Origin of the sequence: Hubeiibacter jixunmingi (genome assembly GCF_041928215.1) — a bacterium.
Classification (GTDB): Bacteria; Pseudomonadota; Gammaproteobacteria; order Pseudomonadales; family Moraxellaceae; genus Acinetobacter.
The window spans coordinates 1-23,580 of the sequence record NZ_JBHFHK010000032.1 but is presented as its reverse complement, the minus strand read 5'-3'; the positions used below and the strand labels follow the sequence as shown (position 1 = coordinate 23,580).

Annotated in this window: 25 protein-coding genes and 2 pseudogenes; 10 read left to right on the top strand and 17 right to left on the bottom strand. The window is 38.2% G+C overall.

Annotation, left to right across the window (positions count from 1 at the left end):
- Window positions 1–274 precede the first annotated feature (274 nt).
- Entirely contained in the window at window positions 275–1,225 is a 951-nt protein-coding gene (gene trxB, locus ACEYX7_RS06570) for a thioredoxin-disulfide reductase (protein ID WP_374802048.1), read from the bottom strand.
- A 135-nt stretch (window positions 1,226–1,360) separates the two neighbouring features.
- Window positions 1,361–2,809, bottom strand: a complete 1,449-nt coding sequence (locus ACEYX7_RS06565; protein ID WP_374802046.1) for a DUF2252 domain-containing protein — start codon at window positions 2,807–2,809, stop codon at window positions 1,361–1,363.
- 296 nt (window positions 2,810–3,105) lie between these two features.
- On the opposite strand from ACEYX7_RS06565, the gene ACEYX7_RS06560 reads away from it, so the two are divergent.
- The 3 genes from ACEYX7_RS06560 to ACEYX7_RS06550 all read left to right on the top strand — a co-directional run bounded on the left by ACEYX7_RS06560 (window position 3,106) and on the right by ACEYX7_RS06550 (window position 7,174).
- Window positions 3,106–6,348, top strand: coding sequence for a DNA translocase FtsK (locus ACEYX7_RS06560; RefSeq protein ID WP_374802044.1), 3,243 nt, complete (start codon window positions 3,106–3,108; stop codon window positions 6,346–6,348).
- A 126-nt stretch (window positions 6,349–6,474) separates the two neighbouring features.
- Complete coding sequence (locus ACEYX7_RS06555; protein WP_374802042.1) at window positions 6,475–6,777, top strand: YcgL domain-containing protein; 303 nt, start codon at window positions 6,475–6,477, stop codon at window positions 6,775–6,777.
- A complete protein-coding gene (locus ACEYX7_RS06550) occupies window positions 6,770–7,174 on the top strand; it encodes a hypothetical protein (protein ID WP_374802040.1) in 405 nt (134 codons plus the stop codon). The genes ACEYX7_RS06555 and ACEYX7_RS06550 overlap by 8 nt, the downstream gene beginning before the upstream one ends.
- Before the next feature lie 86 nt (window positions 7,175–7,260).
- Here ACEYX7_RS06550 and argF read toward each other — a convergent pair whose 3' ends face one another.
- The 4 genes from argF to ACEYX7_RS06530 all read right to left on the bottom strand — a co-directional run bounded on the left by argF (window position 7,261) and on the right by ACEYX7_RS06530 (window position 10,526).
- Window positions 7,261–8,178, bottom strand: coding sequence for an ornithine carbamoyltransferase (argF, locus tag ACEYX7_RS06545; RefSeq protein WP_374802038.1), 918 nt, complete (start codon window positions 8,176–8,178; stop codon window positions 7,261–7,263).
- Between the two features lie 71 nt (window positions 8,179–8,249).
- Window positions 8,250–8,900 carry a TetR/AcrR family transcriptional regulator gene (locus tag ACEYX7_RS06540; RefSeq protein WP_374802036.1) on the bottom strand — a complete coding sequence of 217 codons (651 nt, stop codon included), beginning with the start codon at window positions 8,898–8,900 and terminating at the stop codon, window positions 8,250–8,252.
- 219 nt (window positions 8,901–9,119) lie between these two features.
- Window positions 9,120–9,281, bottom strand: coding sequence for a hypothetical protein (locus tag ACEYX7_RS06535; RefSeq protein ID WP_374802034.1), 162 nt, complete (start codon window positions 9,279–9,281; stop codon window positions 9,120–9,122).
- Between the two features lie 30 nt (window positions 9,282–9,311).
- Window positions 9,312–10,526, bottom strand: coding sequence for an RtcB family protein (locus ACEYX7_RS06530; RefSeq protein ID WP_374900338.1), 1,215 nt, complete (start codon window positions 10,524–10,526; stop codon window positions 9,312–9,314).
- A gap of 506 nt (window positions 10,527–11,032) precedes the next feature.
- Here ACEYX7_RS06530 and ACEYX7_RS06525 point away from each other — a divergent pair.
- Window positions 11,033–11,650, top strand: a complete 618-nt coding sequence (locus ACEYX7_RS06525) for an HD domain-containing protein (RefSeq protein WP_374900337.1) — start codon at window positions 11,033–11,035, stop codon at window positions 11,648–11,650.
- A 58-nt stretch (window positions 11,651–11,708) separates the two neighbouring features.
- Here ACEYX7_RS06525 and ACEYX7_RS06520 read toward each other — a convergent pair whose 3' ends face one another.
- The 4 genes from ACEYX7_RS06520 to ACEYX7_RS06505 all read right to left on the bottom strand — a co-directional run bounded on the left by ACEYX7_RS06520 (window position 11,709) and on the right by ACEYX7_RS06505 (window position 14,299).
- Window positions 11,709–12,014 (bottom strand): hypothetical protein, encoded by a 306-nt coding sequence (locus tag ACEYX7_RS06520; RefSeq protein ID WP_374900336.1) that lies wholly within the window; start codon window positions 12,012–12,014, stop codon window positions 11,709–11,711.
- Window positions 12,015–12,175: 161 nt separating this feature from the next.
- Entirely contained in the window at window positions 12,176–12,331 is a 156-nt protein-coding gene (gene rpmG / locus ACEYX7_RS06515) for a 50S ribosomal protein L33 (protein ID WP_001205031.1), read from the bottom strand.
- Between the two features lie 12 nt (window positions 12,332–12,343).
- A complete protein-coding gene (rpmB, locus tag ACEYX7_RS06510) occupies window positions 12,344–12,580 on the bottom strand; it encodes a 50S ribosomal protein L28 (protein WP_004649871.1) in 237 nt (78 codons plus the stop codon).
- A gap of 240 nt (window positions 12,581–12,820) precedes the next feature.
- Window positions 12,821–14,299 carry a coniferyl aldehyde dehydrogenase gene (locus ACEYX7_RS06505; RefSeq protein WP_374900335.1) on the bottom strand — a complete coding sequence of 493 codons (1,479 nt, stop codon included), beginning with the start codon at window positions 14,297–14,299 and terminating at the stop codon, window positions 12,821–12,823.
- A gap of 254 nt (window positions 14,300–14,553) precedes the next feature.
- On the opposite strand from ACEYX7_RS06505, the gene purU reads away from it, so the two are divergent.
- The 5 genes from purU (at window position 14,554) to ACEYX7_RS06480 (ending at window position 18,430) form a co-directional block, all read left to right on the top strand.
- Window positions 14,554–15,414: a formyltetrahydrofolate deformylase gene (gene purU, locus ACEYX7_RS06500; protein WP_374802015.1), complete on the top strand. Its 861-nt coding sequence runs from the start codon at window positions 14,554–14,556 to the stop codon at window positions 15,412–15,414.
- Between the two features lie 69 nt (window positions 15,415–15,483).
- Entirely contained in the window at window positions 15,484–16,227 is a 744-nt protein-coding gene (locus tag ACEYX7_RS06495; protein WP_374802013.1) for a hypothetical protein, read from the top strand.
- Between the two features lie 315 nt (window positions 16,228–16,542).
- The gene (locus tag ACEYX7_RS06490; RefSeq protein ID WP_374802011.1) at window positions 16,543–17,379 is read left to right on the top strand and encodes an energy transducer TonB family protein; all 837 of its coding nucleotides are present in this window, start codon (window positions 16,543–16,545) and stop codon (window positions 17,377–17,379) included.
- 14 nt (window positions 17,380–17,393) lie between these two features.
- Window positions 17,394–18,029, top strand: coding sequence for a MotA/TolQ/ExbB proton channel family protein (locus ACEYX7_RS06485; RefSeq protein ID WP_374900334.1), 636 nt, complete (start codon window positions 17,394–17,396; stop codon window positions 18,027–18,029).
- Window positions 18,029–18,430 (top strand): ExbD/TolR family protein, encoded by a 402-nt coding sequence (locus ACEYX7_RS06480; RefSeq protein WP_374802007.1) that lies wholly within the window; start codon window positions 18,029–18,031, stop codon window positions 18,428–18,430. Before ACEYX7_RS06485 ends, ACEYX7_RS06480 begins: the two co-directional genes overlap by 1 nt.
- 71 nt (window positions 18,431–18,501) lie before the next feature.
- Here the strand turns inward: ACEYX7_RS06480 and msrA are convergent, their stop codons facing one another.
- From msrA to ACEYX7_RS06445, 7 genes and pseudogenes are all read right to left on the bottom strand, one after another.
- On the bottom strand, window positions 18,502–19,032 hold the full coding sequence (gene msrA, locus ACEYX7_RS06475) for a peptide-methionine (S)-S-oxide reductase MsrA (protein ID WP_374802005.1): 531 nt from the start codon (window positions 19,030–19,032) through the stop codon (window positions 18,502–18,504).
- Between the two features lie 213 nt (window positions 19,033–19,245).
- Window positions 19,246–19,812: a hypothetical protein gene (locus ACEYX7_RS06470; protein WP_374802003.1), complete on the bottom strand. Its 567-nt coding sequence runs from the start codon at window positions 19,810–19,812 to the stop codon at window positions 19,246–19,248.
- A gap of 213 nt (window positions 19,813–20,025) precedes the next feature.
- Window positions 20,026–20,247: a hypothetical protein gene (locus ACEYX7_RS10955; protein WP_465249754.1), complete on the bottom strand. Its 222-nt coding sequence runs from the start codon at window positions 20,245–20,247 to the stop codon at window positions 20,026–20,028.
- 39 nt (window positions 20,248–20,286) lie between these two features.
- Window positions 20,287–20,959: pseudogene (locus tag ACEYX7_RS10950) on the bottom strand (lipoprotein N-acyltransferase Lnb domain-containing protein); the annotation flags it as partial.
- Window positions 20,898–21,461 carry a dihydrofolate reductase gene (locus tag ACEYX7_RS06455; RefSeq protein ID WP_374801999.1) on the bottom strand — a complete coding sequence of 188 codons (564 nt, stop codon included), beginning with the start codon at window positions 21,459–21,461 and terminating at the stop codon, window positions 20,898–20,900. The pseudogene ACEYX7_RS10950 and the gene ACEYX7_RS06455, both read right to left, overlap by 62 nt.
- The gene (locus tag ACEYX7_RS06450) at window positions 21,458–22,300 is read right to left on the bottom strand and encodes a thymidylate synthase (protein ID WP_374801997.1); all 843 of its coding nucleotides are present in this window, start codon (window positions 22,298–22,300) and stop codon (window positions 21,458–21,460) included. Before ACEYX7_RS06450 ends, ACEYX7_RS06455 begins: the two co-directional genes overlap by 4 nt.
- Before the next feature lie 104 nt (window positions 22,301–22,404).
- Window positions 22,405–22,992, bottom strand: a complete 588-nt coding sequence (locus tag ACEYX7_RS06445; protein WP_374900332.1) for a hypothetical protein — start codon at window positions 22,990–22,992, stop codon at window positions 22,405–22,407.
- A 286-nt stretch (window positions 22,993–23,278) separates the two neighbouring features.
- Here ACEYX7_RS06445 and ACEYX7_RS06440 point away from each other — a divergent pair.
- Window positions 23,279–23,503: pseudogene (locus tag ACEYX7_RS06440) on the top strand (transposase); the annotation flags it as partial.
- Window positions 23,504–23,580: the final 77 nt, after the last annotated feature.

The following is a 23,580-nucleotide window of genomic DNA, read 5'->3' as shown; positions in this document are numbered from 1 at the left end:
TGTTTGCTCTAGGTTTAGATTTGTTGATCGAGGGTTTACGTTTGGTGGTGTTTAATAATGATAAGGCTGTATTTCGACAGTTGGTCAGTTTTTTATCCCCTAAACCGCTAAAGGTGGGGTGGGGATGATTTTTTGTCGTGTGCAGAGAAAAATATTACAAAAATCAATAGTTTGAAAAACATACTTCAAATAAAAAGTGACAAAAAATAAGCCATACAAGATTGTATGGCTTATGTCTTCGAATCATTGATGATTGAAAAAATAATTTCAAAAGTTATTTCAAATTATCCAAATAATGCTCTGCATCTAATGCTGCCATACAGCCTGATGCGGATGAGGTAATTGCTTGACGATAAATATTATCTGCCACGTCACCTGCCGCAAATACACCTGCAACACTGGTCGCAGTCGCATTGCCTTCCGAGCCACGATTGACCACGATATAGCCATCTTTGAGATTGAGCTGATTTTGGAATAAATCTGTATTTGGCTTATGCCCGATAGCAATAAACAAACCATGTGTATCAAGTTGCTTAGTGCTACCTTCAACAGTTGATTTTAAACGTACGCCAGTAACGCCTGTTGCATCACCCAACACTTCATCAATTTGCTGATGCCATTCAACAGTGATTTTGCCTTCAGCAACTTTTTTCATTAGATGGTCTTGCATGATTTTTTCGGCACGCAAACTATCACGGCGATGTACCAATGTCACGTGCGATGCGATATTTGATAAGTATAAAGCTTCTTCTACTGCGGTATTGCCACCGCCAACTACCACAACAGCTTTATTTTTATAGAAAAAACCATCACAAGTCGCACAAGCACTCACGCCTTGACCCATAAATTTTTGTTCAGAATCTAAACCCAAATACTGTGCCGTTGCACCTGTTGCAATGATCAACGCATCACAGCTGTATTGCCCCATATCACCGGTCAAAACAAATGGACGTTGTGACAAATCAACTTGATTGATATGATCATAGACCATATTGGTGCCAAAACGCTCGGCATGCTCTTGCATATCTTGCATTAATGCTGGACCTGTTAAGCCGCGCTTACCACCTGGCCAGTTATCGACTTCAGTCGTCGTAGTCAATTGACCGCCCAATTGCAAACCTGCAATTAATGTTGGTTCTAAGTTAGCACGTGCTGCATAAACCGCGGCAGTATAACCTGCTGGACCTGAACCTAAAATAATTAAACGTGAATGTTGTACAGACATGGTTTATCCCATATTAATCGTAGTAAAATAAATTGAATGCTATTATAGACCAAAAAAGTTTGAGCTAGGCAAATTTATACAAAATCACCTAAATAGCCGATTGAATCTTCACTTTAGATGATTTTGACATCGATGTTACAAGACTTCATCCCCTGCAACGGTAATCTTGCCAGTATTAATTTCATTCATAAATTGTGTATAGTCTTGCAAGTTTCGCTCTGCTGTTTGCGTTGCATAATCTTGCATAATATTCACAATACTCGTACCTTGACCGAGATAACCTAACACGATATCTGCATTACCCGCTTTGGCATGAGCATGAGCCAGTGCCAAGCCACAGCTTTCGATATATTCATAAAAATGTTCCGTATCCATAGTACTCAAGTCAGCGGAAAACTTCATATCACGCAATTGGCGTACATAAAAATCTTGTGTTTGAGGTTTGGTCAGCTGCGAAAAACCCAAGAATATATCACTTGCCGCTTGCATCAATTGTTGTCCACGAATCACACGTTCGCCTTGGTGTGAATGTTCGGTCTTGATTAATGGTGACAAAACTGATGGATAAGCCGCTTTCATTTGTAAAATCAACGGTTCATGATCTGCATCTTTAAATAATGCCACTGCAGCAGGTGTACCGACACTGCCTACACCGACCACACGCAATGCCACATCTCGCAGTGCATAGCGATCAAATAATACTTGGCGATCAAATTTGAGACTATTACGATATTGCTCAAAGAACAGCTCTACATCTTGATAAAAAGGTTGTCCATTTTCTGGATGCAATTGTAGTGGAGGTTCATCTTTAAATTGACGAAAGCCAGTTACAGGATCGGTTTTGGTGAGTTTTGGTAATACTTTGTCTGAAGTATTAAAGCGTGCCTTGTCTAATTCTCGTTTACGTGTAGCACGTAGTTTTTTATCATCAGTATGTGCAAGTATCTTTGTTGCATCAACCTTGTCATACCACACTTCTAGCGGAGATAATTTTTGATGGTGTAACAAACCAGCACGATAAGTATCTAATAAAATTTCGATGGCTTTTAGTCCGACTTTCTCACCCAAGCCGAGTAGGGGGCTTGCCACCATGATACTGGATGCCAAACGTTTGATGTCCCATTCAAAAGGTGCAACGATACTTTCATCAAAATCATTGATACCAAATAACATATTACGTTCTGGGCTGGCAAAACCACCAAAATTGGTCAGATGACAATCACCACAAATCTGTTGGAATAAACCAGAATGGTGACCTTCCCAAGCCTGATCAAATAGCATCAACGATGGCATACCCCGAAAGTAAGTAAACGGTGACACACTCATACGCTTAGCACGTACAGGCAACAGATGAGCAAGACGCCCTTGATTTGACCAGTGATAAATACTTAGGGCATCGATATTTTTCGGACGCTGACTGATATTTGCCAATGCACGTCGTGGTGTATGTTGTCGTTGAGCCTTACCAATTTGCATGCCTTCACTTTGATTAAGTAAACGACCATTGATACGATGACGAGTCATATCGATGCTGTGTTCTTGCCAAAGTTGCTGCGGTAATGGCAGTTCTTGAAGTACGTTCATGACACTTATCCTTAAGATATTATTGAATAAATTACAATGTTTAATGATTTCAAAAGCATATTGATAATGCATCATCAAACTGTTGTCAGCAGTATAGCAGAACAATATTTATGATTGATGAAAAAGTGTCAATGAAAACACATTTTCTTAAAAAATTAATTATGCTTATCTCTGCTATCCATCTGTAAACTATGGCATAATGCACAATTCCTAATATCAGCAACGTGTTCAGCCATTTTATTGTTTGAGACGCTTGTCAGATAAGCTTTTTGTTTTTGCTTAGATTAAGGTTGATTATGAGCATTTTAGCGGGTCAATATACACAGCGTGTCATTACCACAATATTTTTATTGTCATTAGGCATTTATTTATTGATTGCCACCATGACCTATACGCCTTTTGACCCGGGTTGGTTGCAAGTGTCTAGCGATACACAGCAAGTAAGCAATGCGAGCGGTATTTCTGGTGCATGGCTTGCTGATATTTTATATGCAATCGTTGGTTGGGCTGCGATACTCATTCCTGTTTTTTTGTTTATTGAAGCAATTCAAATATGGTGGCCACGTAGCTATTTAACGCGTCCTTTTCGCTATGCAGCACAGTTTTTTATTATATTGACGACAGCGGCGTTGTTATATTTTCTGTGGCAAGTGCCAACGGATAGTCTTGCAAATGCATCAGGTGGGATTGTAGGTTTAGAATTATCTCATGGTTTAGAGCATACCTTTACACGTATTGGTGCGGTGGTTTTACTAACTTTATTTAATTTATCTTTATGGACTTTGGCATTCAAAATAGAATGGCATAAAGCACCTGAAGTACTGGCAAAAACACCAAACTATTTAAAAGAATTATTTTATAAAAATAAAAAAGCTGAATTGAATAAAAGTGATCTTAACGATTTAGCTGATTTAAACGTAGCACCCAATAAACACAGCCATCAAGCAACCGATGAATTGCATAAAGACGTTGCAACAGAAAATCATCACATCGATACTGAAGCTGTAGCCGAGACTTTAGCAACTGAAATTAAAGCAGGCGAGGTTTGGCAACGCACAGTAGAGCCAAATAATCAACATACGCCAAACACTTCAGTGACAAGTGAAATGCGTCAAAGTGTGTCAGCCACGATAAGCCATCATAAAGCAAATCCTATTGCCAAAGCACCGCCACAACCACCATTGGAACAAGTATCAATTTCAGACTTGATGAATCCAAAACCTGCACCAGCACCAGTGGAAGAGCCAGTAGTGGCTAAGCATCCAGTCACATCGAGCCTGGCTAAAAACTTGGAACGTGCAGCACTTGTTGGTAGCGGTGTATCGATTGTGACTGCTGCAAAAGGCGTTAATATTGATGAAAATGTAGTACCTAGTCATACGCATTTAGATCAGCAGAATGTTGATCCTATTACTGTGACGACAGTAAATGAGCCTCAGCTTCAAGATGTTTTGACTGATGATACACAAGTGCAAGAAGCGTTGAGCGTTGAAGATGTGCTGCTTACAGATCCAATTTTTCAACCAACCACCGAAGGCGATATTGCGTTAACTCAGCTTGAGCAAACTCAAAAATCGACATTGGATTGGGATGATGACAGTATCTTTGACCAATTATTGGATGCTGTGCCGAATGAGCAAAATCATCAGTCAAAAAATCTGCAAGCAGAACACGTTGCACAGGACACCGTAGCAAAACATGCCCAACCACAGCATCAAGCTAAAACACTAGATAGCTTTGCTGATTTGGATTTAGAGCAAGATTTTGATTTAAATGATTTGGCATCTAAAGTTGAAGTATCTCATGATACATCACTTGATGATATGCCAGTTTTTGCAACCCAAAGTGCGACAAGTACAGTGTCAAATGCTACAGCAGCATCGCAAGGTACAGTCGACATCTTGACTGATTTTGAAAATAAAATAAATGATGGCTTTGATGCACAGCTTTTGGACAGTGACTGGGCTGATATTGATGCACCTTTGACGGACAGTAGTGGGCGAGTGGTATCACGTGCTATGCAGGTTGCACAGCGACGTTTGGATTTGTCACCATTGCCAGAGCTTGAAGTCTTGGATAAAGTAGATGAGCATAAAAAAGTCAGCTTTAGTCCAGAGCAGTTACGACGTTTATCAGAATTGTTAGAAATCAAGCTACAAGATTTTAATATCAAGGCTCAAGTCGTTGAGGCACAACCAGGTCCAGTGGTAACACGTTTTGAGTTGGATCTAGCACCAGGTGTTAAAGCATCTAAAGTGACCAATATTTCTAAAGATTTGGCACGCTCTATGTCAATGAAATCAGTGCGTGTGGTCGAAGTTATTCCTGGCAAACCCTATATCGGCATCGAAGTACCGAATGAAAACCGCGAAATGGTGCGTTTGATTGAATTATTAGATACTTATGATTACCGTGATCCGAATGGTTTGATCAGCATGGCAATGGGTAAAGACATTTCAGGTGTATCTGTGCTGACTGATTTGGCGAAAGCACCACATATGTTGGTAGCAGGGACAACGGGTTCGGGTAAGTCAGTCGCGGTAAACTCAATGATTTTATCGATGTTGCTTAAGTATCGCCCTGAAGAATTGCGTTTAATTTTGATTGATCCAAAACAGCTTGAGCTTGCCAATTATAATGATATTCCACATCTACTCACGCCAGTCGTGACCGATATGAAAGATGCAGTCAATGCGTTGAATTGGTGTGTAAATGAAATGGAACGCCGTTATAAACTGATTGCCCATCTTAAGGTGCGTAAAATCACCGAATATAACCGCAAAGTCGAAGAAGCCATGATGCGTGGTGAAGACTTAATTGATCCAACATGGAAAGCTGAAAATTCTGCGACACAACAGCGTGCGCCACGTTTACAGCCATTGCCAATGATTGTGATTGTGGCAGACGAATTTGCTGATATGATCATGCAAGTCGGTAAAAAAGCCGAAGAGATGATTACGCGTTTGGCACAAAAATCACGTGCGGCAGGTATTCATTTATTGCTTGCAACGCAACGCCCTTCAGTTGATGTCATTACAGGTTTGATCAAAGCCAATATCCCAACTCGTGTGGCATTGCGTGTCAATTCAAAAATTGACTCTCGTACTATTCTCGATTCAGGCGGTGCAGAAGACTTGCTAGGTCACGGTGATATGTTATTCCTAGCCCCAGGTAGTAATGAACCAATTCGTGTACATGGCGCGTTTATCAGTGATGATGAAGTCAATCGTGTCTGTGATGCATGGCGTGAGCGTGGTTCACCAAACTATGTCGATGAAATCCTGACACCTTATGATGAAGATGGTTCAGCAGCGGGCAGTGCAGACTTTAGTAGCGATGTTGCGGAAGCTGATCGTGATCCATTATATGATCAATGTGTGGCATTTGTACTCGAGTCACGTAAAGCCAGTGCGTCTATTTTACAGCGTAAATTTAGCCTAGGTTATAACCGTGCGGCACGTATGATTGACCAGATGGAAGCAGATGGTATTATCGGTGCACCAGTAGGCGGAAACAGTAAGCGAGATATCTTGGTATAATAGACCAGATGTTTTGGTAGCTCGTATCATTTTTTTTAATGTAAAGCCTGTAATACAAGCATAGCAATTCGTTTAAAAATTGGTTATGCTTAACAGGTTAAATTGCAGTGATGGTTTTAGATTTTAATGTTGTGTGATATTTATAAATCAAGTAAAAAAGACGAAATGTATTTGTACGTAGCGCGTGCGGACAATGCCACTGATACAGCCACAGATCCATTTGAAAATGTACCAGATATGCTGAAAATGGCATTCGGTCGAGCAATCTTTGTCATGCAAATTGACCTACAGCCAGAACGTAAACTGGCACGAGTATCGACAATACACGTGCTAGATTCACTCACCACCAAAGGCTATTTTGTGCAAATGCCACCGGAAGGCTTGATTAATCCAAATGCAGTAGAACCAGAGGGTTTACGCGGTGCCTGAACAAACATCTAATATCGAATCTTTTTTTAATCGATTTTTAAGTCTATTTGATGGTATTCCAGAGGCGACTATCGCTGTTACCGTTTATGTAGGCGGGACATTATTGGCGCTTTATGCTTGGTATGGCATTACACGTCGTATTCCTAGCCCGTTTGGCGGTATTTTGTGGGTCATTTTGTTTGCAATATTGGCGACCCCAACCATTTCGGAAGGTGAAAATGCAGGTGTTGCCCCTGCAATCATTGGTGTATTATTTGGTATTTTAACCAAAGAAAAATCCCTAATTACCAATAATATCATGCTGATTGCATTGGTGATGAGTATTGGCTTTTTAGTACATTTCTGTTGGTTGAAATACAAAGAGAACCTAATCAAAACTGGTGAATTAGACGGCTAATACATAAGAGATAAGTTTTAGTAACATAAACAAAACGGCTTGGTGAGATACCAAGCCGTTTTGTTTATTATCAAAAGAGCGTTGCTTTACATTACACCCTGTTGATGAAATAGAAACTCGATCAATGCTTTTTGTGCATGTAAACGATTTTCTGCTTCATCCCAAACCACTGAGCCCTGATGATCTAACATGTTTTCAGAGATTTCTTCTCCACGATGGGCAGGTAAGCAATGCATAAACAAACAGTCAGGTTTTGCAAATGTCATCAATTGTTCATTCACTTGATAATTTGCAAAAGCTTTGATGCGTTTTTGTTGCTCTTCTTCTTGCCCCATACTTGCCCAAACATCGGTCACAATCAAATCTGCATCTTGAGCAGCTTGCTCAGCACTATCTACCAAGCTTACACAATGTGCAAATTTTTTCAATAATTCAGCTGTCGGTGCATAGCCTTGTGGTGAAGCAATCTTAAGTTTAAAGCCCAACAAATCTGCCGCTTCCATATAGGAATGACACATATTATTACCATCACCGATCCAAGCAACTGTTTTACCTGAAATATCGCCACGATGCTCAAGATAAGTTTGCATATCTGCAAGCAACTGACAAGGATGATGATCGTCAGTCAAGCCATTGATGACAGGTACACTGGAATATTGAGCAAACTTTTCTACGATATCATGACCGAAAGTACGAATCATCACAATATCAAGCATGCGTGACATAACACGTGCAGAATCTTCAATCGGTTCACCACGCCCCAATTGTGTATCTCGAGGTGAAAGGAAGATCGCAGAACCGCCAAATTGGCTCATACCTGCTTCAAATGAGATACGCGTACGGGTGCTCGATTTTTCGAAGATCATCCCCATGACTTTACCAACAAAAGGTTGGTAAATATCATCTTCTTTTAAATTCTGTTTCAGCTCAATTGCCCGATTTAAAACTTGTCTTAATTCGGTGGGAGTTAAATCACTTAATTTTAAAAAATGCCGAGTCGCCATATCTAGATCCTCTAAAATATAAATATATATCTAAAATTTAAGATTAAATCAAGGTTATATAACAAAATATTTTAATTTATTGCATGACCAGATACAAAACGCTCGACCACATAGTTAATTTGGTGACGAATTTGTGCATCAGAAAGTGCATTAGACAAACCTACCAAATTACGCCAATGCACGTCATGCAAAAAGCCATAAAAATAAATTGCAGAAATTTCTGGTTCTGGGCAGTGGATTTGTTTGGCATCATGTGCTTTTTGTAATAATGCGGCTAACAATTGATGTGCTTTCCTAGGACCAGTTTCGTAAAACTCTTGTGCAAGTTTGACGTCATTCTCACTCATCTGTACCAGTAAACGTTCGAACGCACCACCTTTACTATCAATAAAAAACTGATATAAATCATAAAGTAAATTTTCTAAAGTGAGCTGAATATCATCAATATTTTGCTCATAGATTTGTTCTACTTTTTGTAGAAAAAGATTGCAGCGTTGCTGAAAAATCGCAAAAAATAAGCCTTGCTTATTGCCAAAATATTTGTAAATCGTGGCTTTTGAACCACCAGCGACTTCAACGATTTGATCTAGGCTGACATGTTCATAGCCATGTTGGATAAATAATTCAGTGGCTACATCAAGTAGCAGTCGGCAACGCTCATGACCACGTTGTGTATTTGGCTTGCTGATAGGGCTATTAGGAAGAGCTGCTAAATTTTCCATGGTGGCTATGAGTTTGAAAGCTATTGATTTGCTTAATTTTAACATAAAATTGATACAAAAACTAATGACACACAGATGTATAAATATAGATGATTGATTTCAATGTTTTTTATCAAAACGAACTTTAGTAAGTATAATATTTTTCACAATAAAAAAGAGCGGATTACTCCGCCCTTTCTCCTTGTTGATAAGTTGATACATATCCACAGCTCCTATTTTTCACAACCAATCGGTTTTACGCAATTGTTGTTTGGATTGCTGACGCTGACGGCGATGTACCGCTTTGGGTTGCTCTGTAGCAAATACACCACCTTTTTTCAGTAGTGGTGAAAGTGCAACATGATTACGCACTTTGATTTTGGGTAAGGTTTTGAGTTTCATAAAATCACCTTGTAAATGGTTTAAATCAGTTTAACCTTTGATACATAACACTTGTTTTAGCGTGTGTACCACTTCGACCAAGTCGTCTTGATTTGCCATGACTTCATCAATATCCTTGTATGCACTCGGAATTTCATCGACCACGGCTTTATCTTTACGACATTCCACGCCTTGCGTCTGTGCAATCAAATCTTGTTGATTAAACATCAGCTTAGCACGACTACGGCTCATTCTTCGCCCTGCACCATGCGAACATGAACAAAACGAATCAGGATTACCACGCCCTTTGACGATAAAGTATTTTGCCCCCATCGACCCAGGGATGATGCCATATTCATCTTGCTGTGCAGAAATTGCCCCTTTACGGGTAACAAAAACATGCTCACCAAAATGATATTCTTGCGAAACATAATTGTGATGACAATTAATCGCTTCTTTGGTCATCTGAAAGCTTGGCAATAGCGGACGAATGGCTTCCAAAATCAATCGCATCATTTCACGACGATTTTCAAAAGCATAGGCTTGTGCCCATTCTACCGCTTGCACATAATCATCAAAATTAGCCGAGCCTTCGGCAAAATAAGATAAATCTTTGTCAGGCACATGACCAAAACGGCTTTGGGCTTCTTTCTTGGCACGCTCAATAAAATACGTACCAATCACATTGCCCAAACCACGACTACCCGAATGTAGCATCACCCAAACATCATCATTTTCATCAATGCATAGCTCAATAAAATGATTACCACCGCCCAAGGTGCCAAGTTGTTTTTGCCAAGTGGCATCAAATTGACGCAACATACGACGTAAAGCAGGATGCTTATCGGTAATGACTTTGAGCTGTTTATCCAGTGGTGATAGGGTAGAGGCTTTGGCTTTGATTTGCTTGTGTTGCTCAAAGCCGACTGGCACTTTACGTTCAATCGCATTACGAATCGCCGACAGATTATCAGGCAATTGCGATGCTTTTAGGCTTAAGCGTAGGGCATTCATACCGCAGCCAATATCGACACCGACCGCTGCTGGAATGATGGCACTTTTGGTCGGAATTACACTGCCGACCGTTGCCCCTTTGCCCAGATGCACATCAGGCATCACCGCAATATGGGAATGAATAAAATCCAATTGTGCCATTTTACGCAGTTGATTTAGGCTTTCTTCATCGACATCACGGGTATAAATTTTTACAGGTACGCCATAACCGTGTTCTTCGGCATTGGCATTTAAAATCAGTTGTATAGCCATAATTTTTCTCAATTTTTTAAGAAATATTAGGCACTTGTCAGCAAGGAAAATTTTAGGATGATAAAAATTAAGCGAGCATTAGCAACGATTTTTAACAAGATATTAAAAATCAAAAAAAACAGCTTAATAAATTAAATCAGTAAAATAAAACCAAGTGAATGCTTGGCAATTCACGGCTAGACGAAGTTAGCATGATTTTGGTTGGCATTCGGACAAGTGCAAATTTTTAATAAACGCTTGTCCGATATAATAAGACAAGGGTTTATAAACAGCGTGTTTCCGCTGTCGGTTGAATGAATAAATTGTAGAACATCACATTTAACCTCCCTTTGGTTGATGGATAATTGAGCGAAAGCTCATTATCTGTAGTATGAAATTTAGGCGTATCATAGGCTTTATTTTGAGTTTGTCAAGATTTTTTTGATGGTTTGTGGAAAAATTTACGTTCTGATTGCATAGTGTCAAATTTAAAATCATAATGATTTAAAACGATAGAGTAGAAGCAAATGCACATTTTACAACAAACGTGGCAGGCATTGGATTTGTCACAACATGATGATTTATTTCAAGATATTATGTTGCGTTATCAAGAGCCTTGGCGTGCTTATCATACGCTACAGCATTTAGCCGAATGCTTTGATTTTTGGCAACAATTACAAGCCGAGTTTCATTCACCCAAAATCGTAGCATTGGCATTGTTTTATCATGATATAGTCTATGACCCACGCTCCAATATGAATGAAGAATATAGCAGTCAATATGCAGTGCAAAAATTGGCAAAAATAAATTTAAATTGCGAAGAAATAGAAATTATTCGCCAGTTTATTTTTTCCACCAAAACGCACCAAAATCCATTTGCAAGCCATCACCCTTATTATCAAGATTTAAATTATTTACTAGATATAGATTTGGCGATTTTAGCCAGTACAGCAGAGCGATTTTCGGAGTATGAACAGCAGATTAGACAAGAATATCAATGGGTTGAAATCAATATTTACCAACAAAAACGCCATGACGTATTATATGGCTTTTATCAACAACGGCATTTATTTAAAACTGAATTTTTTCAAAATAATTTTCAAGTAAAAGCTAAAGATAATCTTAAAAGGTTGTTAAATTTATGAATGGATTGTCCTGAATATATTTTAACCTATTTTTTTAATTATGGTAATTGGATAAAAACTAATGCACAAGCGTTTTTAAATTAAAATAAGCATAAACTATTTCCATAGTCAGTTTATTTAAAAATAAAACAATAACCATATTTTTATCTTCATTATCAGGGATATCTAGCCACATAAAATCTATGTTATTTGATAAAACTAAATTTTCATCATTTACAGAGTTATGAACATTAATCCAAATACTTTTATCAGAGCAGAAAAGTTTGCTTAATATGTATTGATATTTCTTTTCAGATAAAAACTTTAAGCACAACTCAAGGTCTTTATCAAAATAATCATCTTCATATGTATTCTCAATCATCATATATATTCTATGAAATTAAAGATGGGGCTGTCCTAGTATAACTAAACTACGTTATCTAGGACAGTTCCTTTATAAATTAATTTGCATCATTTTAAATCATCAATAAAAAAACGACTTTATGCAAAACATAAAGCCGTTTTTTTGTAAAATCAAAATAAAAATTATTTGATTTTAGCTTCTTTAAAAATCACGTGTTGACGGATTTTTGGATCAAACTTTTTGATTTCCATTTTTTCAGGCATCGTACGTTTGTTTTTAGTCGTGGTATAGAAATAACCTGTACCAGCACTTGATACTAAACGAATCTTATCACGCATCAGAGTAGCTCCTTAGATTTTTTGACCTTGAGCACGTAGGTCAGCAACAACCTTTTCAATACCCAATTTGTCGATGATACGCATACCTTTAGTGGTCAAACGAAGACGTACGAAACGTTTTTCGCTTTCTAACCAAAAGCGGTGGTGATGCAGGTTCGGCTCGAACCGGCGCTTGGTTTTGTTATTGGCGTGCGAAACGTTGTTACCAACGATTGGACGCTTGCCGGTAACTTGGCAAACCTTAGACATGGTGAACTCCAGAGATACAAGCCAAACCATCAAAAAAAGGCTAGGCTGTTATCGGTTAAACAAAATTAAATTTCTTAAGGGGCGTTTTATAGCAAAAAATAACGCAAAATGCAAGCATTTTGTTTATTTGTTGTACGTAATGCGATTAATCGCCTATCTATTAAGCGATTTTTCGAGTGTGATGACAAAATAGACCATCTTTGCCATCGCATACCCAAGACGGTCTATTTTAGCCTAAAATCACGATTTGCGTAACAGGGTTTTGTACACAATTTCATGAATTTTACGACTAAATGGTGGTGCGATATATTTTAAAGCATAAAATTTTGAATAACTCATCACCGAACGAGCATGAGATAAACTATAAAAACCTTCTTCACCATGATATTTGCCCATGCCCGATGCACCAACACCACCAAATGGCAAGTCTTCTTGTGCAACATGAGTCAATACTTGATTCCAACCAAAATGCCCAGAATGCGTGTTACGGCGAATATATTCAGCGACATCTTTATTATCAAAATCAAAATAATACAATGCCAAAGGATGTGGGCGAGCATTGATAAACATAATCACATCATCGATATCGTCATATTCCATAATAGGCAAAATTGGACCAAAGATTTCTTCTTTCATCAATAACATATCAGGTGATACATGACGCACTAGGGTAGGTGAAATGGTATGCTTTTCTTTTAACAAAGCCTGATTTTGTTCTGGATAAAGGTCAATGACTTCAGCACCTTGTGCTTTGGCATCGGTCAAATAATCTTGCAAACGTTGATAGTGCTTTTCACTGACAATAGAGGTGTAGTCGGGATTGTCAGCGATGCTTGGATAGAGTTGTTGTACTTGGGCTTTGTAGGCTTGGATAAAATCTTGGGTTTTTCCACGTGGCAAAAATAAATAATCGGGTGCAACACATGTTTGTCCTGCGTTCCACAATTTACCAATTGCGATACGTTGAGCCGCATCTTCTAAAGGCATGTCTTCATGTACGATGGTTGGCGATTTACCACCCAGCTCTAACAGCACTGGCGTAAGATTTTCAGCAACAGCACGCATCACTTTTTTGCCAACATCACCAGAGCCTGTAAAAATGATTTTATCAAAAGGTAAATGGGTAAAATGGTCATTTAAGGTTTCACCGAAAACGACACTGACCACATCATCAGGAAAAGCTTCTGATAATGCTTTGCTCAATACTTTTGCAAAATTTTTGCTGAGACTAGACAGCTTGATGATGGCGTGGTTACCTGCTGCCAATGTACAAATCAACGGACTTAAGGACAAAAATAATGGATAATTCCATGGAGCAATGATGCCGACTACACCTAGTGGTTGGTACTCAACCCATGCTTTTGCAGGTTGATGTATGGTTGCTACTGAACGCTTGGAAACTTTCATTAAATCATCTAGATTTTTGATGTAATAATTACAGTTTTCTATTGCGGTCAGCACTTCGCCGATCTTGGTTTCATCAATGGAACGATTGCCATAATCTTGCGAAATGGCTTGAGCAAAATCATCTTGGTATTTATACAGGATTTTTTTAAGATTTTCTAAACGCTGTAAACGCTGATTAAGATTTGGATAAGGATGACGTTGATATGCTTTTTTTTGCTGATAAAAAATTTCATTTAGACGTTTAGCATCAATCGAAATGCCATCTGTTGTGGACTGTCCTTGTGGGTGTTGCTCATTGTGACTATTCGACATGGTCTGTCTCCTTTACCCTAAACACATTAAATCATATTGTTCAGTTTTAGGCTAAAAACAAATAATAGTCAAGTCAGATAAACAATATGTAATAAAAATTATGCAGTGCTATTTTTTATAAATATATGAATTTAATAAATTTATTTGTAAATATATATAAAACTGTACAGTTTATATGGTTTTGAAATGGCGAAAATGACAAAAAATCGCTAGAATGAAATGCGTTTTCAAATTTAATCTCTTGAGTATATTTTATGACAGCCAATACAGCACGTCTGCTGATTACTTGTGATGACCGTGCTGGTATCGTACAAGCGGTATCGAGCTTTTTATATCATCAAGGTGCAAACATTACTGACCTGCATCAATACGCAACCGAAGCCGAAGGTGGACGCTATTTCATGCGTGTTGAGTTTGAATTGGCAGATTTACTCCACCGTCGCCAATCTTTATTGGATACCTTTGCCAAAAATATTGCCGATAAATATGCGATGCAATGGCATCTAAATCTGGTCGCTGAACCGAAAAAAATTGCTATTTTGGTATCGAAAGTCGATCATGCTTTATTAGAATTGTTGTGGCGTCATAGTCGTGGTTCATTACCATGCGAGATTACCCATGTTGTATCCAATCATGAAGATCTACGTGAATCAGTAGAAAATTTTAATATTCCATTTACAGTGATTCCTGTTGATAAAGATAACAAGCGTGCGTCTTATCAACAGATTGATGAATTATTACAAAGTAATGATTTGCTGGTATTGGCACGTTATATGCAGATTTTGGATGAAGAATTTGTTGATCGTTGGGCGATGAAAATTATCAATATCCATCATTCATTTTTACCTGCATTTGTTGGTGCTAATCCGTACAAACAAGCCTATGAAAAAGGTGTAAAATTGATTGGGGCAACTGCACATTATGTGACTGCCGATTTGGATCAAGGTCCGATTATTGAGCAAGGTGTAGAACGGGTGAGCCATAACTACAACGTTGAACAACTTCGTGAGTTGGGCGAAGATGTTGAGCGTAATGTTTTAGCTCGTGCAGTAAAATGGCATTTGGAAGACCGTATTATTGTTGATGGCAACAAGACAGTCGTGTTTGATAAATAAGACAAGCGTACTGGATTTGCTGTCCCATTGTTTTATCAAGTATTATGAAATATTTAAAAAGGTAGAGTTATGCAATTAGAGCAAGCAACACAGCTGATGGAAAATAAGCTTAAACGTAAAGCGGTGATCGCAACTGTGTTGGTGACTGTTGGGCATGTTGCTGCCTTTTTTGCGATTTCGACCATCAAAGATAAATATAATGCCAGTAAATCTGTGGCACCTACGCCTACCGCTTTGGTTGAAGTCAATTCAAAATCTACCACCGATACAGTGACTGATTTGCCATCATCCGCAGCGGCAACATCAGCAACCACAGAACAGGGTAGTGAGGCGGATTCAGCTGCACAAACGACTGTACAACAAGAGCTAAAAGTTATAGACGTTGGTGATGAGTCAATGGCAATCCAAGTCGCGCCTGCGAATCAGAAAGCTACTCAAATCAATAGTCAAGCCAACAACCAAATGAACTATCAAGCAAATAGATGGTCTCAAACCAACACTGCAAAAGTCCCTGCAAGCAATCATAAAACCAAGCCGGTGACGGCATATTATGGTTATACAAGTAATCCACAAGCATATACATCATCTCAAAATACAGCTCAGCATCAAATGCCACCAGTGTTGACCAAAGATATTTCTGTTCGTGCCAATAATACCGTACTTGCTGATGCCGTGTTAAACAGTATGGATAAGTCTACAAACAAAGCTAAACAAAGCACAGTCGTGCATACAGATGCACCAACCAAATCGAGTAACGGCTCTAGCAATAACGCTATTCCACATCAAACATCACCTGCGAATATAGAACAATAAATCATCATTCACTCACTATCGCTTATTACTTGTAAAACAAGCAGTAAGTGATGTGAGACGGTTAACCCTGCTTTTTATGCGTCGCATAGTCTTGTAGAAAATGTCATTACTGTGCTTTCAAACACAAATGTAATATAATAACATCACATTTTGGTTTAAAAATAATCGAATGAAGCAGCTATGATATAATTTACTTGAAAATGATAATAATTATCATTTAATATATATCGATGATTTAATTTTCCTCTCATTCTTATTGAAACTACCATTTAAGTCATTTATCTTTTAATTTTCAGGCAAAAGGCATCTTTACCCATGGCTGATTTGATACAACACAATCTACCCCAAGTCGAATCTTCTCCAAAAAAGACGGCAACTGTATTGGGTATAGTGGCTATCGGTCATGCACTCGTATTTTGGGGTCTATTAAAAGTCAAAACAATCGAAGTAGGTGCTGTAGATACTCCACCTATAGCCGTACAGTTTGTAAAGATACAAGCACCAATTGCTGAGCCTGCACAGCCACCACTACCACAAGAAAAACCAATTGAGCCAGTTAAACCTACAGAAAAGCCAGTCGAACCAGTTAAACCTATAGAAAAACCACAACCAACACCAAAACCACAGCCGACCGTAATCAGTACCAATATACCCAATGTAAAAACACAAAATTTTCATAGTCAAGTTGATCATAAACCAGAAACTAAGCAAGACGATAGCCAGTTCAAAGCAGAACAAGAACGCTTAGCGAAAGAACAGGCGGCAAGAGAGCAAGCTGCAAGAGATCAGGCAGCAAGAGATCAGACAGCAAGAGAGCAAGCTGCAAGAGATCAGGCTGCAAAAGATCAGGCTGCAAAAGAACAAGCACAGACACCACAAATGATTTCCGAAGGAGCATTACAATGGCTTCGAGGACGCCCGACTATTCGCAGTGAAACGCTAGAAAAGTATTTAAAAAGTAAACAATCAGTCAGTATTACCATTAGTTTTAAAGCGGATGCGAGTGGCAAAATTACCGATGCAAATGTCAGTCGTAGTAGTGGTATCCCTGGATTAGATAGTGCTGCATTAAGAAGTGTACAAGCGGCTCGCCTAAAACCATATCCACACCCTGTACAAGCCAACGTCAGTTTTAGTTTATTGTTAAAATAATTTTGGAGTAATTTATGGATTTTTCAGTATATTGGCAATATGCCGACAGTATCAGTAAGACACTATATATCATCTTATTGGTCATGTCGTTGGCATCTTGGGCGGTATTTATTTTGCGTGTACTTGCCACCAAAAATCTACAGCAAAACGCCAATCAACGCTTGTCACAAGCCGTACAACAGCTTAAAGCACGCGTACAAGCTCTGCCTTATGACCAACGTAAAGCAGCTGCCGAACAAGCTTTATTGCAACAAATCGGACGTGAAAAACATGCCACCGAGCGTGGTGTTACTGTGCTAGGCACGATTGCTTCTATTGCACCGTTTGTAGGTTTATTTGGTACGGTTTGGGGTATTTTTCATGCCTTAGTTGCGGTAGGTAAGAGTGGTCAGGCAGGTTTGAGCCAAGTCGCCATCCCTGTTGGTGAAGCTTTGGTGATGACAGGTTGTGGTCTGGCAGTGGCAATTCCTGCTGTATTGGCATATAACGTCTGTATTCGTCAAAACCGTCGTCTTGCACAGCAGCTACAAGATCATGCACATGGCTTGTTGATTGAAAGTATTTTGCCTGAACACAAAGCAGAAGTGAAACAATCAAGCAATCAGACAGACCATAACGTGTCAAAATCTTTGGCAGGGAGTCAAATCTAATGGCATTCTCATTGGGTGATGATGAACAACAAGGCATGACGGAAATGAATCTTATTCCGTTGATCGATATTATGCTCGTGTTGATGATTATCTTTTTGGTGACGGCAACTGTGGCAAATCCATCTTTACCTGTGACTTTGCCTGATGCAAAAGCTGAAATACAAAAACAACCACCAGAAACAATCAATATCTCTATCGATGCACAAAATCAAGTCGCCTACAACGGTGAAATAATTAGCTTGGATGAGCTGAATCAGCGATTGAAAGACAAAGCACAACAAGCACCTGAAACAGCCATCCAGCTCATGGCAGACAAAGAGTCAAAGTATGACACCACTGCACAAGTGATGTCGCGTGCGAGTGAAGCAGGCTTAAAAAATCTATATTTTGCCACAGAATAGTTTAAACACTGTTCAGTTATACAATATCTAAAAAGTCGTACCGATACAAATCAGTACGACTTTATTGATTTTTATTGTGAAAAAATATGGCTACGCAATTTTGCTAGCTTCGCTGGAATGACCGCATTGCAATAACCTTGCGTTGGATTACGTGCATAAAAGTTTTGATGATATTCTTCTGCTAGATAAAAGGTCGGAGCAGGGCTGATTTCAGTCACGATATTTACGCCCAAGCTTTTTAATTCAGCGACTTTTTGTTCTGCTACAAGATGTTGATTTTCATCAAGATAAAAAATCACCGAGCGATATTGTGTACCGACATCATTGCCTTGACGGTTTAAAGTCGTTGGGTCATGAACAACAAAGAAAATATCTAAAAGTTTTTCAAAGCTAATTACATCTTCATCAAATTCAATCCGAATCACTTCGGCATGCCCTGTATCACCATCGCATACCGCCTTATAATTTGCCGTATCCGCTGTACCGCCTGCATAGCCACTGACGACACTTTTTACCCCTTGTACTTGCAAAAATACCGCTTCGGTACACCAAAAACATCCACCGCCTAAAATTGCCATTTTAGTGCCATATTGACTATACATATTAACGCCTTTTTTTCATTGTATTACCACTCTATCAATCTCAAGAATTTGTAGATACATAAATTGGTGTTATAGAAAAAAGTCTTGGAAATTTTGTAAAAGAAAATTTTCAATACATATTAAAGTGTACGAACAATAATGAGAATATTGCTATTCGGCACACTTATTATGGAAAATTTCCTTTGACTTTACTATTCTATAACTAATTTATCATCACAATTTTTTACTAGCAGATTTAGAAGGATGTTTAACATCACAACCGAATCTTACCAATCTATCAAAGGCTAGTTTTCTCAGCTCAAAGTTCGCATCGGATTCCATAAATCTCATCAAGGCATCAATAGATTTAGCACATTTAAATTTAGCTAATTTATTGATTGCTAAAATTCCATCCTTATAATTAAGATTTGTGTTGATGTGAGAAATGAGAATTTCTATATTTTCTGGTGTTTCTTCTGTAAACTTAGATTTTGGTTTATTTAACTCTTCAAGGATTTTACCTAGATTTTCACCGTTATTGTACATCTGGCGATACTTTCTGAATTTATTAAGTAGATAATTTCTAGGTGGAGGCATGGGATGGCTTTCCCCGATAGGGGTTATTCTTTCATGTGCCTCATATCTTTTAACTATTTTCATCCAATCATCAGGAAATAATTCTTTGAATTTATCAAGAATCTCTTCATCACTGCATTTTTTGTCTAAAATAAGCAACGTCCTGATTATTTTTTCTTCAGCTTTTAAAAAAATCTTACTTTTAGGGACTCGTTGTCCACCCATTGATATTTCTCCACAACAGTAATACAAATTTTTTATTCATTAAGCGAATTTTAACAGTTACTTTGGAGTTTATCAAGATTAGGGAAATTTTTAAGATAATTTAATATATATTTTTCGAAATAATATTTTTCATTAATCTTAAGTCTGCTTAAGAGAAGGAAAAAGTTATGGTTTCTTTAGAGTTATAGATCTTATAGAATAATTTTATTATACCTATTTGTCCAAACCTTGTCGAATAATTTGTGAATAATGTTGGCTACTTTGGTCGTCTAATGTTTTAAAATTTTCAACTTTAGGATCAATTAATGTCTTATTTTTCCATTCATTTAAACTATATTGATTATCCAAAACATGATGCTGATATAAATATTCAGGCAATAATCCAGATGCCAAAATACGAGAATCTGATGGCACAGGGGTAATATGTTTCACCATATCATAAATCACTGTAGTGCAATTACTGGTTAGTGAGTTATACCATTGAGGCTGTTGATTTAATTGCTGTCCACGTTGTAAATAAGTTAAAAATAATTGTCGCGTAATCTCTGGTGATAATTGTAAAGTCTTCAGATTTTTCTTTGCGTGTTTCAATTGAAAACGCCAACTTTTGCCCATCATTAAAGCGAAAAGTCAGTAAAGTATGGGAAATTTGATCAATGCCCCATGTGGAAAGTACCAAATCCACGCCTTGTAGTTGATTTAAATCATAATGCCGTGTTTCCCAACGAATATCATAATCATGCTCAGTTCGCCAATTAAAATTACGCACATTATAGACGGTAATTTGATTATTTTGTTGTTGATAATCGACATTAAAAGCCACATCATCTTGCCAATCACGGTTATTTTTCGGTGTAATATTAAAATACCAAGCTAATCCTACCAATAAAAATAATCCATAACAGTAATAATAAAATTTTGAAATAGTATGATTTGTGATAATCAGATAAGTTAAAATACTGGTGCTTAAAAAGAATAATGCTAAAATCAAATAACTAAAATAGACATGAATAGGCTGCTGTACCCATATTGCTAGACTAAGCCAAATATGAGTACAAAGTATAATAATGATAAATGGCAGCTTTTTAATCAATATGATTTGCCTTATGTAATTGCCGATAGGTTTCAAAAGTATAGCCAATGCCATTTTTGGCACTCACGCCTTGTTCGCTACCACATAAACTAAATTCGTCGGGAATTTCAGGATAAAAGGCATCGCCTTGAACATCTAAGGCGATACGGCTAATTTCCAATCTATCCATAATCGGCAAAGTTTGCTTAAAGATTTCACCACCACCAATCACAAATAAACAATCAGCTTGCTGACTGTGTGGCACGTCCAAACTTGCCAAACGCAAGGCATCTTCTAGCGAGTGAGCGACCTTTACCCCATCCGCTGACCAATTTTTATCACGGGTAATCACCCAATTGGTACGGTTAGGCAACGGTCGTCCCATACTTTCAAAAGTCTTACGCCCCATGACAATCACACCGCCACTGGTCACGGCTTTAAAATGTTGTAAGTCTTCAGGCACATGCCAAGCCAGCTGATTATCTTTGCCGATACAGTGCTTTTCATCGAATGCCACAACGTGTACCAATTCGATATTTTGGGCGTTCAATTCATACTTAATGTCTAATAAACTCATACTGCCACTTCCGCTTTAATGCCTGCATGGGATTGATAATTGACGATTTCAATATCTTCAAATTTAAAATCAAAAATATCTTTGACTTCAGGATTGAGTTTTAATTGACATAATGGCAACGGCTGACGGCTCAATTGTAATTGGGCTTGTTCAAAATGATTTTGATACAAATGCGTATCGCCACCCGTCCAAATAAACTCACCCACATCTAAATCACAGACTTGAGCCACCATATGCGTCAGCAACGCATAACTGGCAATATTAAACGGCACACCCAAAAATACATCGGCACTGCGTTGATATAATTGACAAGATAATGTGCCATTTTGCACAAAAAATTGGAACAGCGTATGACACGGCGGTAAAGCCACTTGCCCAGCTTCATTCGGATTCCAACCCGACACGATTAAACGGCGAGAATTAGGATTGGTTTTAATTTCATTAATCAACCATGAAATTTGATCAAAACCATCGCGATTATATTGACCATTTTGATCTTTAGTCGCCCCAAAATTACGCCATTGATGACCATAAACAGGACCTAAATCGCCTTCGCCACGCCCAAAACGTGCGGTTTGATCGCTTGTTGCCCATTCATCCCAAATACTCACTTTATTATCTTGTAAATATTGCACATGGGTATCACCTTTTAAAAACCACAGTAATTCATGCACGATGGATTTCATATGCACTTTTTTTGTGGTCAGTAGCGGAAAGCCTTTTGCAAGGTCAAAACGCATTTGATAGCCAAATACCGAACGTGTGCCAGTGCCAGTGCGATCGCCTTTGTCGCCACCTGTATCGAGAATATGTTGTAATAGATTGAGATAGGTTTGCATAACTTAAAAATCAGTCAAAGTAATCGGCTTATTTTAGCAGAAATCGGCAATCATCTCCGTAGAAAAATCTGTAATTTAAACTTTAATCGTCAGGTGATGATAGATCAGACAAATCCTTCAATGGATTGACCGCATTTTTTGGTTTCTGATGACAGCATAACAATAATATCCCTGTAAAGACAATAAACGAAAATAGAGTTGCCAACACATAAAAAAAGTATTTGCCCATAAGATGTAAAGGCATATTCATTGGGTAAGTATAAATAACCAGAGTAAGGTGCTTGAATCAGATCCATTGTAATCGGCGGATCAATCGCATCACCATCTGAAAACGTGACATCTTCTAACATTCCTTTTTCATCGAGTAAATGTACCAAATTTCGACTGGGCTGGTGTTGATGTCCTAGGTCAGTCACCCCAATCACTAGGCTACTAAACTTTAGGTCAGTGTCATCGAAGCTAAGCCATTCAATCTTAGCATGAATGGGGTTAGGCGAGACAAAATCGCCTACACCTTTACCGCCAATCGCCCCAGATACCCCTGCAAAAAATAGTGTAAATAACAGCCCCAATACAAATCGAGACTCCATAATTACCGCACAGATTAAAGCCATTACTAGAGTATAACCAACATTCGCAAAAGTTTGATTGGCATAGACATCAAGATAACTGCCTGCATATTCACTTGGCACAAAAAACAAGCCAATGACAATTAACAGGATAATAGCGATAATATGTGAAATATATACTTTTTTAGCCAAGCACGTTGTGCATCAAAGTAAAGCATTACCACTGCCAGTCCAAATACCACGAACATACACAATATAAAAGTGAGAAATCCTACAAAAAACATTTGTACTTCTGTTGTGGGAATGGATATCAAAAAGTCTTGCATCAGCTGTCCTGTTTTTTATTGCAATTACGGAAAGGTATATTAGGGTGTGTTGACATACAAAGAAAATCAGTTATTCTGATTATATGAATAGACTAACACTTACTGATGCCCAATGGGCAAAAATAGCACCATATTGTGCAGGCAAAGAGACCGACAGAGGCAGAACAGCAACAAATAACCGACTGTTTATCGAAGCAGTATTATGGGTTATCCGCACAGGCAGTCCTTGGCGTGACCTTCCTGCTGAATTTGGCAAATGGAACAGCATCTATCAACGTTACCGCAGATGGGTTAAGACTGATAAATTCATAGGACTTACGCAAAACCGTAATTTTTTTGCATAAGGGGAATAAACTATAGTAGCATAAGGCATGACAAAAAAACC